The sequence below is a fragment of the Pseudovibrio sp. W74 genome (genome assembly GCF_001623085.1).
In the GTDB taxonomy this organism is placed as follows: domain Bacteria; phylum Pseudomonadota; class Alphaproteobacteria; order Rhizobiales; family Stappiaceae; genus Pseudovibrio.
The window spans coordinates 105311-122244 of sequence record NZ_LMCJ01000005.1; the positions used below are offsets into that span (position 1 = coordinate 105311).

General features: G+C 50.9%; 12 protein-coding genes. 11 read left to right on the forward strand and 1 reads right to left on the reverse strand.

Going from position 1 to position 16934, the window contains the following annotated elements; translation table 11 throughout:
* Positions 1 to 233 precede the first annotated feature (233 nt).
* Together PsW74_RS04485 and PsW74_RS04490 are read left to right on the forward strand one after the other, a co-directional pair.
* Positions 234 to 2429 carry a hypothetical protein gene (locus tag PsW74_RS04485; RefSeq protein ID WP_208987835.1) on the forward strand — a complete coding sequence of 732 codons (2196 nt, stop codon included), beginning with the start codon at positions 234 to 236 and terminating at the stop codon, positions 2427 to 2429.
* A complete protein-coding gene (locus PsW74_RS04490) occupies positions 2426 to 3244 on the forward strand; it encodes a hypothetical protein (RefSeq protein WP_063290078.1) in 819 nt (272 codons plus the stop codon). Before PsW74_RS04485 ends, PsW74_RS04490 begins: the two co-directional genes overlap by 4 nt.
* A 78-nt stretch (positions 3245 to 3322) precedes the next feature.
* Here the strand turns inward: PsW74_RS04490 and PsW74_RS04495 are convergent, their stop codons facing one another.
* Entirely contained in the window at positions 3323 to 4312 is a 990-nt protein-coding gene (locus PsW74_RS04495; protein WP_063290077.1) for a LacI family DNA-binding transcriptional regulator, read from the reverse strand.
* Between the two features lie 129 nt (positions 4313 to 4441).
* Between PsW74_RS04495 and PsW74_RS04500 the strand changes: the two genes are divergently transcribed.
* From PsW74_RS04500 to PsW74_RS04540, 9 genes are all read left to right on the forward strand, one after another.
* Positions 4442 to 5542, forward strand: coding sequence for an ABC transporter ATP-binding protein (locus PsW74_RS04500; protein ID WP_057463649.1), 1101 nt, complete (start codon positions 4442 to 4444; stop codon positions 5540 to 5542).
* Positions 5543 to 5603: 61 nt separating this feature from the next.
* Positions 5604 to 6752: an extracellular solute-binding protein gene (locus PsW74_RS04505; RefSeq protein WP_063290076.1), complete on the forward strand. Its 1149-nt coding sequence runs from the start codon at positions 5604 to 5606 to the stop codon at positions 6750 to 6752.
* 108 nt (positions 6753 to 6860) lie between these two features.
* Positions 6861 to 7679, forward strand: a complete 819-nt coding sequence (locus PsW74_RS04510; RefSeq protein ID WP_063290166.1) for a sugar ABC transporter permease — start codon at positions 6861 to 6863, stop codon at positions 7677 to 7679.
* Between the two features lies 1 nt (position 7680).
* Entirely contained in the window at positions 7681 to 8505 is an 825-nt protein-coding gene (locus tag PsW74_RS04515) for an ABC transporter permease subunit (protein WP_063290075.1), read from the forward strand.
* 287 nt (positions 8506 to 8792) lie between these two features.
* Positions 8793 to 9470: a response regulator transcription factor gene (locus PsW74_RS04520; protein ID WP_063290165.1), complete on the forward strand. Its 678-nt coding sequence runs from the start codon at positions 8793 to 8795 to the stop codon at positions 9468 to 9470.
* 12 nt (positions 9471 to 9482) lie between these two features.
* Positions 9483 to 10775 (forward strand): HAMP domain-containing sensor histidine kinase, encoded by a 1293-nt coding sequence (locus PsW74_RS04525; protein ID WP_063290074.1) that lies wholly within the window; start codon positions 9483 to 9485, stop codon positions 10773 to 10775.
* A gap of 119 nt (positions 10776 to 10894) precedes the next feature.
* Entirely contained in the window at positions 10895 to 12277 is a 1383-nt protein-coding gene (locus tag PsW74_RS04530) for a TolC family protein (protein WP_063290073.1), read from the forward strand.
* Between the two features lie 44 nt (positions 12278 to 12321).
* Positions 12322 to 13503, forward strand: a complete 1182-nt coding sequence (locus PsW74_RS04535) for an efflux RND transporter periplasmic adaptor subunit (RefSeq protein ID WP_063290072.1) — start codon at positions 12322 to 12324, stop codon at positions 13501 to 13503.
* Positions 13504 to 13506: 3 nt separating this feature from the next.
* The gene (locus tag PsW74_RS04540) at positions 13507 to 16671 is read left to right on the forward strand and encodes an efflux RND transporter permease subunit (RefSeq protein ID WP_063290071.1); all 3165 of its coding nucleotides are present in this window, start codon (positions 13507 to 13509) and stop codon (positions 16669 to 16671) included.
* Positions 16672 to 16934: the final 263 nt, after the last annotated feature.

Sequence of the window (16934 nt, forward strand, 5' to 3'; positions counted from 1 at the left end):
TCGGGGTTGGATATAAAATGATTTGTTTGCAATAAGTATACAGTCTTAAATTACTTATTGGTGACTTCAGGATGCGTGAAGTGCGTAACGATTGTTCTTTGTACTCCTTCTATATTGAAGGTGAGTGGCAATTGTTTTTAGCTGGAATTACTAGGCAGGTTCGCGCCCTTATTTTCTACTGTTTTGCGCTGTTTTGCTTTGTATGTTTCATCAATAATTCGCAGGCCACCTTGGTGAAGCGAGAGGTTATCGGTTTGTACGATAGCCTTCGTGAGGCAGAGCCATCTGCAACGGCAATACATAACCTTCTTGAGATGCCGTTGAATCACCTTGGTTATTCGATCCGGTATGTTGACGTGAATGCGGGTTTGTCTGCGATGAAATCTACGGAAAACACAGCTGCTGTTGTGAGCTGGTTCCAAGGGGCATTGGCTGATCCGCATCAATACTTTGCATGGGCCGATAAGCAGGCGAGTTCGGGATTGCAGTTTCTTGTGTTTGGTGAGACCGGAATTCGCAATCTGGAAGATGACGGGGAGGTCTTGAATCTGTTCTTGCAGCATCTGGGGCTTCGGTTTGAGGCCGGGTTCGTGATGCTCACAAGCGCCTCTTCAGATCTTCGTCTGGATTCAGAACTAACTGCCTTCGAGCGGCCCCTTTACAAGGTATTGCCGGGGTACTCACTGGTTACGCGCATATCCCCAGAGGGGCAGTCGATTGCCTCTGCTCAGCCGCCTGTGCGTGTTGCGACGGAACGAACGCAGTTGGCCTTTATCGGGGCTGGAGGAGCCTATGTTCAACCCGGCTTTGCCATTGCGACTGACGATGTGCTCAACCGCCAGAAGTGGTTGATTGATCCGATTGGATTTCTTCAACGAGCGCTTAAGCAGGAGCGCTTTCCCATTCCGGATACGTCTACGTTGATGGGGAGGAGAATTTATTTCTCGCACATTGATGGGGATGGTTGGAACAATGTCTCCTACTCCTCCAAGTATCGGGGACAAAAGGCATTGTCCGGTGAAGTGATGCTTCGAGAGCTGATTGAGCCCTACCCTGATTTACCTGTCACTTATGGTCTGGTGACAGCGGATGTTGATCGGAGTGAGGGAGGGGATGATCGCAGTGTTGGGCTGGTCAAAGAGTTGTTTGCTCTCCCGCAGGTGGAAGTGGCCAGCCATACCCACTCCCACCCATTTCATTGGGCTTTTTATCAAGATTATGACCGTGCTAAAGAGCTTGCGCTTATTCGTGAGAAGAATGTTGCAAAAGAGCCAGCAGTTGAGGGACCTGTGAGCTGGCTCTCCAAGCGTTTCTTTGGTGAAAGAGGCAAGGCTTCTTTTAAGACTTATCTGGCGCAGAATGTTTCTATGCCGCGTTATTATATGCGCAAACCGTTCTCGCTGGTGGGAGAGATCGGAGGTTCTCTTTCTCAGGCCGAAAGCTTTGCTCCGAGTGGAAAAAAAGCGAAGTTGTTCTTGTGGTCTGGTGACACGCGGCCCTTTGAGGAAGCGCTCGCGCATACTCGTAAGCTTGGTGTTTACAACATGAATGGCGGCGATACGCGGTTTGACCGTGACTGGCCTTCTCTGAGTTATGTGGCCCCCTTATCCCGCCAGGTTGGCGCGGAGCGGCAGATCTATGCTGTCTCCAGCAACGAGAACACATATACGAATGACTGGACGGGGCCATTCTACGGATTTTCGCAGTTACATCAGACCGTTGATAATACTGAGAGCCCGATCCGGCTGAGGCCCTACAATGTGTATTACCACACCTATTCTGCGGAACATGATGCATCGCTGCGAGCGGTTCGGAAGCATTTGAATCGGGCGCGTGATGGGGCTTATTTGCCGATCTTTGCCTCGCAGTATGCTGCTATTGCAAATAGCTTTTTTGGGGTGAAACTTTACCAGACGAGTGATCACAGCTGGCTTGTTTTGAAACGGGGGAGGCTTCAGTCATTCCGTTTTGATGATGCAGAGCAGTGGCAGATTGATTTAGCGAAGAGCAAAGGCGTTATTGGCTCAAAGCACCACCAGAACTCGCTGTATGTTTCGCTGGATCCGGCGGTTCGTGTTCCGGAGATTGTGTTGAAGTCATCGCACAGCACAGGCGATGAGCATGTTGCCAGCATCACGGATGCCCGGTGGCAGGTTTACGACTGGGTGCATAAGCCTTGCCGTATTGGGTTTCGTGCTTTTGGGTTTGGAGCTGGAGAGTTTCAGTTTCGTGGCCTGTCTGCAAGCCTTCATCGGGTGAAGGTGAGGAGAGAGGATGAGCTTATCTTGAGTGATGACGTTCAGCCTTTGCCGGATGGATCTTTGCGTTTGGATCTGGCTGTATCCGGGATGGAGTCGTTAGACATTTCATTGACATGTAAAAACTGGGCTTCGACGGCACGCATGGCGACGATGAGGAGGCGGCCATGATCCGCTTTCTCAAGTATTTGTCGCTTTATCTGCTGTTTCTGGGGATCGGCTATGCGCTTGTTCCGGGGCAAACAGAGAAGATTGCTGTTCAGATCAAAGAGCAAAAGTATCATGAGGCCCGGGAGCATTTGCTGGCCTCATTTGAGGAGGACGACAGCAGCCCGGAGGAGTATCTTCAGCTGGCTGAGATTGCAGAGCAACTGGGATTTGTTGAGGAGATGCACCGCATGCATGAGGCGTATATTGAGCGCTCTCCTGATGACCTTTGGGTGTTGCGCAAGATTGAGCTCTACCACCGATTGGCAGGTGACTTTCGAGGGTATGTGGAAACCTTAAAGGCGGTCGCACGATTGAGCGCAGAGCCTGAGGATCGTAACAAGCTGCTCTCCACGTTACAGTTTGAGGGGCTTTATGAGGAAGAGCTCTCAGAGCTTTCCTTCTTTGACGGTAAAGGAGTGTTGACGCCTCAACAACTTGGCCGGTTGGGCCTGTTGCACTTTCAGGGGGAGAGGATGGAAGCGGCTGCGGCTGCTCTTGCCAAGCATCACGAAAGTGCTCCTTTGACACCAAAGCACTGGCCTGCACGTCTGGCCTATTTTCATAGCCTGCTTGAAATTGGTGACTTTCTGAGGGCCGAAAATGTTGCTCTCAGTCTGCGAGAGACGAACGAGCCTTGGGCTGACTTTGATTTTCGGAGCGAGTTTTTGCGGTATGGCCGTGATGAGTACATGCGGGAGGTTGAGGTGCCTGAGGGGCTAGCTGCGATTTTATCTTGTGTCATCAGGCCCAAGGAGGGCGATCAAGACTGTCCATGATATCGTGACTTCATAGGCTCTGGCTGATGCTTTTGAAGATGCATCAGCCTCAGTTGTTGGTGTCTTGACTGCTCTCAGCTACGCACTGCCGCGGATGACGAGTTCGGGTTCTACCACGACGGACATTTCCTGCTGATCCGGGTCTGCAAGGCGGGCTTCCAGCGTGTTCATGAGGTTTTGGACAATCTCGTCGATTGGATTGGTTGCTGCAGTCAGATCAAAGCAAGGCCAGGCAGCCATTGGCATGTTGTCTGATCCTACGACGGCGACATCTTCCGGAACACGCAGGTTCAATATGGATTTTGCTGCATTCAAAACCCCAAGAGCGGCAGCATCCGAGACACAGTAAAAGGCGTCAGGCGGATTATCACTTTGCAGGAGGCTCAATGCGGCCTGCAGGCCGCTTTCGAAATCGAACCGGGTTTGTGAGACACCATGCGGTTGAAGGCCAGCTTCGCCCAGTGCTTCCAGATATCCTTCGCGTCGACCTGTGTCTGCTGTGATGCCTTCAATACCGCCGATGTAAGCGATCTTTTTGCATCCGCGTTTGATTAGGTGCCGCGTGCCAAGCAGACCGCCGCGCTTGTAGTTTAACCACACACAGTCTGCGCCTTTTACCGTTGGTCCCAGCCCTGTGTAGATCAGTGGCACGTGCATTTTCTTGCTGTTTTCGATCACTTGCAGATCAACTGTGCCTGCACGCACGATGGCAGCTGAAACCGGATACATCAGTGCTTTGCCCAGAGTCTCGGCAATGTTTTCTTCTTCCTCGGAGCGTATTTGCAGGGCCCATTTTCCGCGTTTTTGCAGAGCGGTCGACAGGCGATTGAAGAAATCTTTATCGTACATGCCATCGGTGTTTCCGAAGACGACAGCGACCAGATCTGATTCTTGTTTGATGAGGGAGCGTGCAAGTGCGTTGGGGCGATACCCCATCTCAGAAGCGACTTTTAAAATGTGATCGCGAGTCGCTTTGTTGAGGCGATTCTCTGCTGTGAACGCACGGGAAACAGCAGAGACAGAAACGCCTGCGGCACGTGCAACATCTTTACCTGTCAGTCTTTTCATCGCTTCTTACTATCTTGGATGATTGTCATTTTAACTTCAAAGAAGTCGCTTAGAAGACCTCTATTGCAATCGATTGCCAAAACTCATAGCATAATGCTTTGGTTGCTTAAAGGGGGGCAAGTTTCCGGAATGGTTGGCGTAGGAATCGAAATCGAAAAGCTTTGTGTTGGTTACGACAAGACCCGTGTTCTTCATGACATTGATCTTGAAATCAACTCTTCTGAGTTTGTTGCGCTGCTGGGTTCATCTGGCTGCGGAAAGACAACTCTTCTGAAAAGTCTCTCCGGTTTCATCAAACCCATGTCGGGGCAGATCCGCGTTAACGGGAATGATGTTGCACAGTTACCGCCCGAGCAACGCAACATGGCGATGGTGTTTCAAAGTTATGCGCTCTGGCCTCATATGACGGTTCGTCAGAACATGGGGTATGGCCTGAAGCTGCGTGGGATGTCCAAGGAGCAGATCAACCGGAAGGTTGATGAGCTGTTGACGCTGCTGGGACTTGCTGACTTTGGGGACCGCAAGGTGCCCAACCTCTCTGGTGGTCAGCGTCAACGTGTGGCGCTTGGCCGGGCACTGGCTGTCGATTCCCCGATCCTGTTGCTGGATGAGCCGCTTTCCAATCTTGATGCACGCATTCGCTTGTCCATGCGGCATGAGATCCGTTCTTTGCAACAGCGTATGGGTTTGACGGCAGTGCATGTGACCCACGACAGGGAAGAAGCGATGGTGATGGCCGATCGCATTGTTATTCTCAATGGAGGGCACGTTGCGCAGGTGGGCACACCGCTGGAAGTTTATGAGCAGCCAAAGTCCAATTTTGTTGCGACCTTTATGGGCGCTGAGAACGAAATTGCCCTCAATGTTGAGCGTGCAAATGGAACTTTGAGCATTGCAAGGCAGGAGGCCGTCAAGGCTGCCAGCTTAAGCGTTTCAAACGAGATTGGTGATGGAGGTGTGAACTGGCAGGCATCAGCTGCCGGATCTGTTCGGGGGCGTTTCCGCTCCAGTGCAGCACATTTGCGCGCCGATGAAGCCGTACCTGAGGGGCATTTGGCTCTGGCGGGTAGGGTGACACAACTCAGCTATCCGGGGGGGGTATTTCGCTACGAAATAGAAAGCGCCGGGCAGCTCTACATGATCGACGATCCTTGTCGATATGCAGTTGGCGATGTGGTGACGATCTGCGTGCCAGCTGGTGGGCTTCACCTTTATTCCGAGGCGGCCTGACACCTTTTTAAACGTGAATAGAACTTTTTTCTCAACGATCTTAACCCAGGAATTTTGAGTGATGACACTTAAGTCAGTTCTTACAGGTGCAATCTCAGGTGCTGTGATTGCTGTTGCTCTGCCTGCGTCGGCTGAAACCCAGCTGAACGTGATTACCGGCGGCTCCCAGAACATGGTTGAATATGTGACCGATTATCTGGGCCCGCTTTTTGAAGAAAAATACCCAGGCGTGAAAGTTCGCGTCACTGGGACCGGCCCGGGAGATGCTGGTTCTCAGAAAATTCTTGAAAAGCTGGAAGCACAGTCTGCTGCGGGTAAAGAGCAGTGGGACATCGACGTTATTGTTGCTGCGCAGAAGAAAACCGGCGAGATGAAAGAAAAAGGCCTTTTGGCTGATTTCCGCGACAACATCGAAACCGGCAAAATGGTGACGCGCGCGACGGCTGAAAATGCGCTTGGCGTTTATGTTGGCGGCTATGTGATGCCAATGTTCCATAGCCAGACGGCGATTGCTTACAACCCGGCTTTGGTGCCAAACCCACCTGAGTCTTATGACGAGCTGCGTGCATGGGTAGAGAAGTACCCAAAACAGTTCGGCTATAACGGCATCAAAAACGGTATGTCCGGCGTCGCGTTTGTGACTGGCTGGATGTACACCTACGCTGGCGATACTAAGACCTTGCAGAGCGGACCATACGATCCGGCGAAGAAAGACACTTGGGCACAGGCTTATGCTGATCTGAAAGCGTTCAACGAGAACGTGACTTTCACTCCGGGTAATGCTGGTACTCTGGACATGTTGAACCGTGGTGAGATCGTGATGGGTCCAGTTTGGGTCGACATGTTCTACTCCTGGCAGGGCGATGGCCGTATTCCACCAAACCTGAAGCTGAAACTGATTGCGCCGGGTATGCCTGGTCAGCCTTACTACTACGCAACCCCTGCGAAGGCTGCGAACAAAGATCTGGCTGAAAAGTTCATCGAGTTGGCAACCAGCCCTGCTGTTCAGGCAGAAGGCATTGTGAACCGCTTCAACTGGTATCCAGGCATCGATGCAGACCACGTGAAAGCAGCTTTGGATGAGGAAGTCTGGTCCAAGTTGTTCACTGACGTCACACCTCTTGAACTTGCTCAGAAAGGTAAACCGTTCCCGATTGGTCCTTACTTTGACGACATCAAAGAAGGCTACGAGCGGCAGGTTTCTAACTAAGCATATCTGAAAGAAACCGGGAGGGGCGTGCGTCTCTCCCGGCAAGTTTGGTTTTGGTGAGAGGTGGTGTCCATGAGTGGACAAAGTATGTCAGTTGGGCCGGGTCGGATGGGGGCAATATTGCTTGTTGCACCCGCACTGTTGATGATCGGCTTTTTGTTTGTTTATCCCTTTGGCTATTCTGTGGTTTCAGCCTTCACAGACAATGGCGAAGGCAGCTGGCATATCGCCAATTTTACCAAGGCTATTGAGTTCTATTCCAAAGATATTCTGTTCACGATTGTGATTGTCAGCTTGTCTACGGTTGTTATCGGCGTGCTGGCTGTTGCTATTGCGGGCTATCTGACGCTTGGCGAAAACCCGACGGCTGTCGCAGTCCTCAAGTGGCTTTATCGGTGGCCGTTGTTCATTCCGTTTATTGTAAGTGCGCAGTTGATGCGGACGTTTTTGGCAAAGAACGGGATGATGAACAACATCCTCACCAGCTCTGGCATTATCGAGCCACTGGCGGCGCAGAGTTATCTGGACTGGCGCGGGATTGTGATCACCTTTGTTTGGAAGCAGACGCCGTTTGTGGCTCTGCTTGTTGCGGGCGCTATGGCTTCCATTGACCGCACCACGATTGACGCTGGCCGGATTTTTGGGGCTTCCCGCCTGCGTATTCTGATTGAGCTTGTGGTGCCGCAGATTGCGACAACGCTGATGGTTGGGTTGATCCTGTCTTATGTGGTGATGCTCTCTGTTCTTTCTGTACCGCTTATGATCAACGCGCAGTCGCCGACCATGCTGACTGTTGATATGGCGTGGCGGATCAACTCCTACGGCGACTATGGCGTCGCTAATGCGCTGGGCATCATGTCCTATCTGTTTACCGGGGTGGTTGCGTGGTTCTATCTGCGTCAGAGCCTGAAAGATAAGGGAGCATAAGATGGTGCAAGCTGCTCTTTCTTCCACTTGGGTGCGTACAGTTACCCGCGTTCTCACCATGAGCCTGCTGGCTTTTGCGATCTTTGGCCCAATCACCAACATGCTTTTGTGGGCTGTCGCGGAAGTTTGGTACTTTCCTTACAAGCTGCCTCTGGAGTATGGCTTTTCCTTCTGGGAACGTGTTTTCCGCCCTGAGGGTAATGCCACTGAGGCCCTGTTCTCCAGCATCTGGATTGCGCTGCTGACTGTGGTGGTCAGTCTGGCAATTGCCATTCCAGCTGGATATGCTCTGGCGCGTGGGAAAATGCCGTTCCGCTATCTCATCATGCTGCTGTTTCTCCTGCCGCAGGCCTTTCCGGCGGTTGCTGTGCATATGAATGTTGCTCGCATTTTCTATGGATTGGATCTGACTGGTTCCATTGCAGGTGTTGTGCTGGTTCACGCCAGTCAAGGGCTCGTGTTTGCCGTATGGATTGCAACTGCTGCTTTTGCTGCTGTGGATGCGGAACTGGAAGCTGCTGCGCGTAACATGGGGGCAGGGCGTTGGCGCACGTTTACTGATGTGACATTGCCTCTGGCTTTGCCGGGCGTTATGGCGAGCGCGATCTTTGTGTTCCTCATCTCTATGGACGAGTTTACCGGAACCTACTTTGTTGGTGCGCCAGATGTCGTGACGCTGCCGATGTTGCTGTTTACCTCCAGCATGGAAGGCAACTACCAAATCGCGTCCATCTCCTCCCTGATCCTGCTGGTGCCATCTGTCGGCTTCATGCTGTTTATTGAGCGTTTCCTGAAGGCGGATGTACTTGCAAAGGTGGGGAACTGAGGTTGCTTTCGGCAACAAGTCTTGCACCTAGAACTCTAAGTGGCGACCCAAGGTTTTTTGGGTCGTCGCTTTTACCTCGTTTGATTGAATTTATATATTTTTCGGCTACTTACGTGATAACCGGGTCGTTACATCTGCTGTGAGATGTTCCGGAGATGTATCCTTCATAGGTGTAGTCGAATGTTTCAGCCTTTTTCACGGTTCAACCGCCTCTTAATTTTGATCGGATACGATCAGAACCTCTCCCAGGTCTCGTAATAGTGGTCAGGCAAGGCTGAGTGATGCCGATGGAAATGAATGCACTGCTTGTACTTCTCATTGAAGACGACATGGATCTGGCGGCCACTGTTGGTGATTTTTTGTCTTTCGAAAATATCGAATGTGACTTTGCCTTTAATGGTCAGGCAGGCCTCGATAGTGCACTGAAAAATCAATACGATCTTATTTTGCTTGATCTCACGCTGCCTAAGGTTGATGGGCTATCGGTTTGTCAGCAGTTGCGAGCACAGAACATCACCTGTCCGATCCTCATGCTGACTGCGCGTGATGCGGTGAGTGATCGTGTTGCCGGATTTGAAGCGGGTGCGGATGACTACCTGATCAAGCCCTTTGCCTTTCCTGAGCTGGCGGTGCGTATTCGTGCTTTGCATCGCAGGAGTAAAGGTCATTGTAATGCAGTTACAATCGGGGATCTGGAAGTCAATTTGAATGCCCGGCAGGCGGTGCGAGCTGGGCGTCAGTTAAAACTGTCACCAACTGGATGGATCTTGCTTGAGCAACTGGTTCGCAGCACCCCCAATGTTTTGAGCAAACAAGAGCTTGAGAGAGCTGTTTGGGGAGATCAGGTGCCCGCCAGCGACAGTCTCAAAGTGCACCTTTATAAACTTCGCCGTCAAGTACAGCGCCCTTTCGAGACGCAGCTATTGCATACAATTGCGGGTTCTGGCTTTGTATTGAGACCCTGAGGGAAGTACCAGATGTTTCTGTTTAGGCGAAAAAGAAAGAAGACAAAGACACTGAAGCGGGAGCTGCGCTACTGGTTACTCGCTTTCGTTGGCTTGCTTGTAATCGTCTATACGATCGGTCTGTTTTCTTACCTGGTTGCTGGGTTGAAGTTATCAAACAAGGTTGAGCTAAAGAGCTTTATACTTGCCTATGAAAAAGCGCTGGAGAAGCAGCCTGCAGATTTGCCTCCTGAAGATGCAAGGATCTTCTCGACATTCAAATATGAAGATCTACCAGAGATGGTAAAGAAGGCATTTCCAAAAGATGAAATTGAGCTTGGCCATGCTGATATCGAACCAGTTGGTGAAAGCGGGAGAGCTCCAGAATTTGTCATCTTTTTCTTGGCTGAGCGTCTTAGTGATGGTCGTACGCTCTATGTCGTTCGCATGTTGAAGTTCAATGAGGATCTGGACACTGGGGGAATTCTAGATTTTGATTTTCTTGAACGTGTGATGTTTGTTGGTGGTGCGACAATCCTTGTACTGGTGTTTTTGCTGTCGCAATTCCTCAACCGACGTATCAATCGCCGTATTGCTGCATTGCAAGAATGGGCTGATACGTTGAATGAGACGAGTGCCGTTGAGCGGCGGCCAGATTTTCACTATGACGAGCTTAATAAAATCGGCAATCACCTGAGCAATGCTGCGCGGCGGCTGGGGCGTTTTGTTGAACGAGAACACTCGTTTTTGCGCCATGCCAGCCATGAGTTGCGGACCCCGATTACGATCATTTCTGGCAGCACCAGTGTCATGGAAAAGATTGCGACAGATGACAAACAGCGTAATGTTACGGCGCGGATTAAACGTGCCAGCCATTCGATGGAGACCATTGTAGCGACATTGTTATGGCTGGGGCGAGAACAGGAACCGAACCCGGACCTTGAGAAAGTGGATCTATCGGCACTTCTGGATGAAGTGATTGAAGACCATAAATATTTGCTTTGCGGAAAGGGCGTTGTGCTGAACGTGAACCTTCCAGCTCTTACAATTGATGCCCCCAGAGTACCGCTGAGTATTATTGCAGCCAATATTATTCGAAATGCATTCCAGCACACGCAGCATGGTCAAATTGATATTTCGATCAGCCCTAATGATATCGTCATTTGCAACCAGGCTGCGGACCTTTCCGAACAGGAGAGCAAGATTGTCTTTGAGGAGAGTTATGGTGTCGGTCTTTCGCTCATTCGCCGGATTGCACGCCGTTTAAACTGGACTTTTCAGATAGAGCAAGTTGGCGATCACGTTACGACTCGTTTAACTTTCTAGTGAATGCATCTGCGATATGCATATTTTTAATTATTGTTATTTCATAGTAAGTTACGCCGTTACCCTGCGATAATCCTCATTGAGTTATTTCTCCCCTAAGAATTTATAGGGGATAGGACATGCGGTCTTTATCGCACATGCTCATTTTTGCAGCATCGGGTATTTTGCTGGCAAGTTGCACAACCGGGCTGAGCCCTCAGCGGACAACGTTTACGGAAGAAATGGCCGTGAAACAGACACCCGCTGAGTGGAATCAAGGTGTGTCGCCTCAAGCGCAAAACCTTTCGTCACTGCTTGCGTTGAGTAGTGATAAGAAGCTGAACTCACACGTGGATGCGGTGTTGGCAAACAACATCTCCCTTCGTCAGTCAGTGCTTGATTTACAAAATGCAGAGCTGGAGCGAGACAAGACATCTGGTTCACTCTGGCCAACACTAACATTCAACAGCAGCACGGATCGACAACGCTCAAAATCTGCCCAAGGGACATCTTATGCCAACTCTGTTGGCGGAGACCTGACCATCAATTGGGAAGCAGATCTTTGGGGCAAGCTTTCTGATCGTGCGCATGCATCTGGCCGGAGCCAAACCGCGAGTGAGCATGATTTGCAGGCAGCGCGGGCTTCCCTTGCAGCGCAAGCAATGCGGAACTGGGTGGAGCTCACTGCACTGGAAAAACTGGTAGATCTGGATCGTTCCCGCATTTCCAGCCTAGGTAATACTGAGCAGATTATCTCTGATCAGTTTACGCGTGGCATCGGAGAGTTGAGTGACTTAGAGGCGGCGCGTTCTGCCACTGCTAATGCGCAATCTGACCTGGCTGATCGTAAGTTGCAGATTGATCAACTCAAACGGCAAATGCAGGTTGCTGCCAGCCAGATGCCGAACACTCATTTTCGAACTGGTAGCTTGCTCCCCAACGTCAAGCTGCCTAAAGGCGCCATGCCAGCCACCACACTTGGACGGCGGCCAGATCTTTTAGCTGCTTATGAGCGGGCTGCAGCTGCGGACCTGCAACATAAGGCGGCTTATAAGGACTTGCTTCCGTCTTTTTCTGTCAACTTTACTGCAAGCGATCAATCCGCAAGTCTTGCAGATTTGTTGAATGGTGGTCCGGCATGGCGTCTCCTTGGTTCTCTGTCAGCACCAATACTTGATGGCGGCAACCGCCGGCTCACAGCAAAGCAAGCCGATCTGGATGCTGCCCGCCTTTGGCTGACTTACCGTCAGACGTTATTAACGGCTGTTATGGAGGTGGAAAATGGCCTTCAGAATGAACAAACATTACGTAGCCGCGAGCAGATTCTAGGCCGAGCGCTGAAACATTCTCAAAGCAACTATGAGCAATACGAGCGAAGGTATCGTGATGGCCTGACCGATATCGTGACCTTGCTGTCGGCGGAGCGTGATGCATTTGCTGCCCGACAGGCGGTGGTCAACATCCGCAGCAGCAGAATGCAGAATCGTGTTGATCTGGCTGTTGCTTTTGGCATCGGCCTCTAGGCGGGCACTTTTATTCCTTCTCAAACTAACAAGCAGTTCCCAATATGCGTAGTACCTTTCGACCATTTTTGGCTTTCGGAGCATATCCTTCGAAAGCACTTCAGGCTGTTTGCCTTTCGATGCTGGCTCTTCTGGCTGGGTTGGCAGCCTCACAGCCTATTATGGCACAGGAAGCCACAACACCTACGTTGCCACGGCCTTTGGTTTCAGTGGTCACGCGAGAGGCCAGCCCCGAGGCTGTTGAGTTTACAGTCTTTGGTGCTGTGAGTGCGCACTATCAGCAGCAATTGACGAGTGAGGTGACGGGCCGGGTTGTGGGTCTATCCTCGCAACTCGAACCGGGTTTGATGCTCAAAAAAGGTGATGTTCTGGCTGAGATTGAGGATAGCAGCTATCGGGCCGCACTGGCGACTGCTGAGGAAAATGTTGCTAGTTCAGAGCTCTCCTTGCTTCAGGAAGAGCAGCGCGGCAAGCAAGCGGAGCTGGATTGGGAACGGGCGAACATTAAAGGAAGAGAAGCTTCTCCGCTGGTTTTGCGAAAACCGTTTTTGAAGCAGGAGCAATTGAAGCTCAAAGCTGCTGCTGCCAATCTGGTAGAAGCACAGCGTAACCTTGCAAACACCCGCATTGTTGCTCCGTTTGATGCTGTCGTGATCTCGCGGAGCATTGCGCCTTCCAGCTACGTTACTGCAGGTACGCAAATTGCCGAGATTTATTCGACCGACACGTTGGATGTTGAGGTGGCCCTGACGCCTGTTCAATGGCAATTGCTGCTGACCGAGAAGGGTAATTCTCTCAGTGTCAATGAGATATCGGCACGCGTGTTGAATGAGGCTGGTGTGGAATGGCCCGCCAAGATCACTTCAATTGGGGCAACTGCGAATGCTCAAACACGTCAGCAATCCTTGCGATTGCAGATTGAACCTCGCAATGCACACGGCACTGTCATGCGCCCGGGTACATTTGTGCGTGTGATGCTCATAGGGCGAGAGATTCCAGGCATAGTCATGGTTCCAGCATCCGCCATAACCTCTCAAGGATATGTCTGGACAGTTTCTGATGACAGCCAGCTGGAGCGGCATCTTGTGACGCCTTTGTTTACCCGTGTTGACGAGGTGGCTCTGGATGTGAGCGCGTTCCCTTCGCGAGGGCCCTGGGAGATTGTGGTGAACCCGATCAGTCGTTATCTGCCACAGCAGATTGTAACCACTCAGGCTGCGGAGTAAGCCATGCAACAGAGTAACCACAAAGGGTGGATTGCCTGGTTTGCGCACAACCCGGTTGCGGCAAACCTGCTTATGATCTGCATTTTTGTTGCTGGTGTTTACACGGCAATGAACATTCGCACTGAGGGTTTTCCGGGATTTGAAGCCAATCAAGTCACCATCAGCGTTGAATACAAGTCAGGTGCTGCGCAGGAAACCGAACGTGGTGTGACGGAGAAGATTGAGCGTGCATTGACGGGGACCGAAGGTATTAAAAAGGTCACCAGTACCTCCACGGCGAGCAACTCTTCGATTGTAATTGAAAAGTCTTCCGGCACTGATCTGGATAAGCTTCTTTCGGACATCAAAACCAAGGTGGATGCTGTTTCTCTTCCTTCCACTGCTGAAAAGCCAGTTGTGGTGCGCGCGGAGGAGATTGAAGACGCCATTCAAATTGAGCTCTATGGTGATGCGGATCTAGACGTTCTGGATACTGTTGCACGACGTATCAAAGATCGCTTACTTGAAGATGCACTGATCCCTTCTGTCATCATCAGTGGCGAGCGGATACAGGAGATATCGATTGAAGTGCAGGAAGAAGCATTGCAGCGATATAAGCTCAGCTTCGATGAACTGGTTCGACAGGTCGGCAACTTCTCGCTTACTTCTCAGCAAGGCAGTTTGAAGAGTGAAAACGGGCGGATCCTGATTAAAGCAGACAGGCAGGGTTATTTTCTGCAAGACTTTGAAAGCATTCCGGTTGTGACACTTTCTGATGGTACCGTTGTTCAGTTGCAGGATGTTGCCCAGATTAGGGATGCCTATACGGATGATCGCTCGATCTATCGCTATCAAGGGCTGACAGCCAGAAAGCTCAGCGTGCAGTTGATCGGGAAAGCCAATCTTATTCCTGCAGCAGTGCGAGCCCGCGAAATCATTAATGAGGTTGAAGCCGAAGACAGCTTGCCCACGAACATCGAATTTGATTTTTGGGAGGACGAGAGCGAGAACATCTCAGACCGTCTTTCTCTGATGATGAAAAACGGTCTCATGGGGATGGGGCTTGTACTCGTCACTCTTGCGCTGTTTCTCAACTTACGTACGGCTTTCTGGGTTGCGATGGGGCTGCCAATCGCTTTTGCAGGCGCACTCACTTTGATGGGGGATTCCTTCTGGGGGATGACGCTCAATGAGATGACTACGTTTGGGTTCATCATTGCGCTTGGTATCGTGGTTGATGATGCGATTGTGGTTGCTGAGAGTGCGCATAGTGTGACTGAGAAAGAAGGCGATGGCGTTGATAATGTCATCAAGGGTGTCAAACTGGTTGCGACACCTGCGATCTTTGGCGTGCTGACAACAATTGCTGCTTTTTATCCCATCACGCTGGTGACTGGGCGTCTGGCGGAAATCTTCTCGGTATTTGCCTGGGTGGTGGTATTCTGCCTTGTGTTTTCGATCATTGAATCCAAGTTCATTCTGCCTGCACATCTGGCTCATCTAAAGCATAATGCAAAGCCTGCTAATCTGCTTTCTCGTGGCTGGAAGGTCATTCAGAATGGTGTAAGTGGTGCCCTGGAGCGATTTAAGCAAAGTGTCTATCGTCCATTGGTGAAGCTTAGCCTCAGAATGCGTTATCTGTCTGCCTTGTGCTTCGTGGTCCTCTTTGCTGCGGTGGTTTATATGGTGCCGTCCGGGATTGTACGTATTGTGTTTTTCCCAGAGATCCCACGTCAAATTGTGACTGCGACCTATACGGGCGAGCCAGATCTTGGTTATGGGCGGTTGTTTGCAGAGGCGAACCGGATTGAAGCGGCAGCTCATAAATTGAAAGCACAGCTGGATGCTGAAGCAGCGTCTGGTGTATCTCCAATTACAGGCATCGAAATGCAGGCCAGTGATGATGGCAATGTGACTGTGCTGGCGATTGCCACGCCGCCACGTGAGCGTGACATCACTTCAAATGAGATTGCGGAGCGGTGGCGGAAGCTGGTTGGACCTGTGGAAGGGGCGCAAACGATCAAGTTTGCAGCTGACGACTTTGATTTTGCTGATTTCCGAGTTGAACTGCTTCTTGATGATGTTGATCAGCTGATTGCGGCTAGCCAATATGTCGAGGATAGGCTCTCAACCCAGACAGGCGTTCTGTCAGTCACCAATGATTTCAGGGCTGTACGTGGGCGATTGATCATTGAACTCACCGATTACGGACGGTCCGTTGGTCTGACGACCTCTGCTATTTCTGAGCAGGTGTATCAGGCAATCGGCGGCGCGGAGATACAGGAGTTCCAACGGAACCAACAAGAGGTGAAGGTTAGGGTGCGTTACCCGGAGGCACAGCGGAGCTCTGCTGCTGCCTTGCAAACGCTTTATGTTCGTACTCCGGCTGGTGATCCTATCTTGCTGTCCTCCGTCGCAAACTTGCATTCTGATCTGACTGTAGATGAGATCTATCGCAGTTCACGCAAACGGGTTGCAACACTGGATGCGCAGATCAATAAAGACGAGATAGCAGCTGATGCGCTGGTCAGTTATTTCAATCAGGAAGTCTTGCCAGAACTACAGGCAATGTATCCTGGTGTTGCTGTTGATTTTGGGGGAGAAGTTGAACAGCAGCGGGAAGCAATTGGTGGTTTGATGACTGCCTTTGGAATTACGATCATCGCGATCTATGTTCTGCTTGCGGTGCCGCTCAAGTCTTATACGCAGCCGATTGTGGTCATGATCGCTATTCCGTTTGGTATTACGGGTGCGATTATTGGGCACTGGATTGTCGGTATCCCTGTTTCCATCCTCAGTATCAACGGGATACTTGCTCTCAGTGGTATTGTGGTGAACGACAGTCTGCTTTTGGTTTCTGCCTTTAATGACAACAGGGCTGTCGGTATGCCAATGCGTCAGGCGCTTGTCGCAGCTGGCACTCAGCGTATGCGTGCTGTAATCCTGACCTCGACAACCACATTTGCCGGGCTGGCACCAATGATCTTTGAAACCGCTGAACAGGCCCAATTCCTCATTCCTGCAGCGGTGTCCTTGGGCTTTGGAATTCTATTTGCAACCTTGATCACCTTGTTCCTGATCCCAACGTTCATGATGATCCTGGCAGATGTCGGGAGACTGAAAGAGGCTATGATGGGGCTGGTTGCACCAAAACCGAATAGGCCTAAAGTTGCTGTTGGAGGTGAGTGATTATCGTGAAGCTTGAGTCTGATCTAGGTTAGAAGATTTGGTGCAGGCAAACGGTAAAAGTTGTTTGCCTGCATTTTGTATTTCTGTCTGCGTGTGAGTGCAGGAGACACTTGTCCTGCAGGAAAACACAAAAGAATAAAGGTCTTATGCAGGGGGCGCTGCTAGGGTGAGGCTGCAATGGTGGTGGATGCGCTGGTTGGGCCGGTATGACTAAGTTAGGCGACGGCTAGAAGTGACAATACGATTGAAAGTCAGAGCGCCCC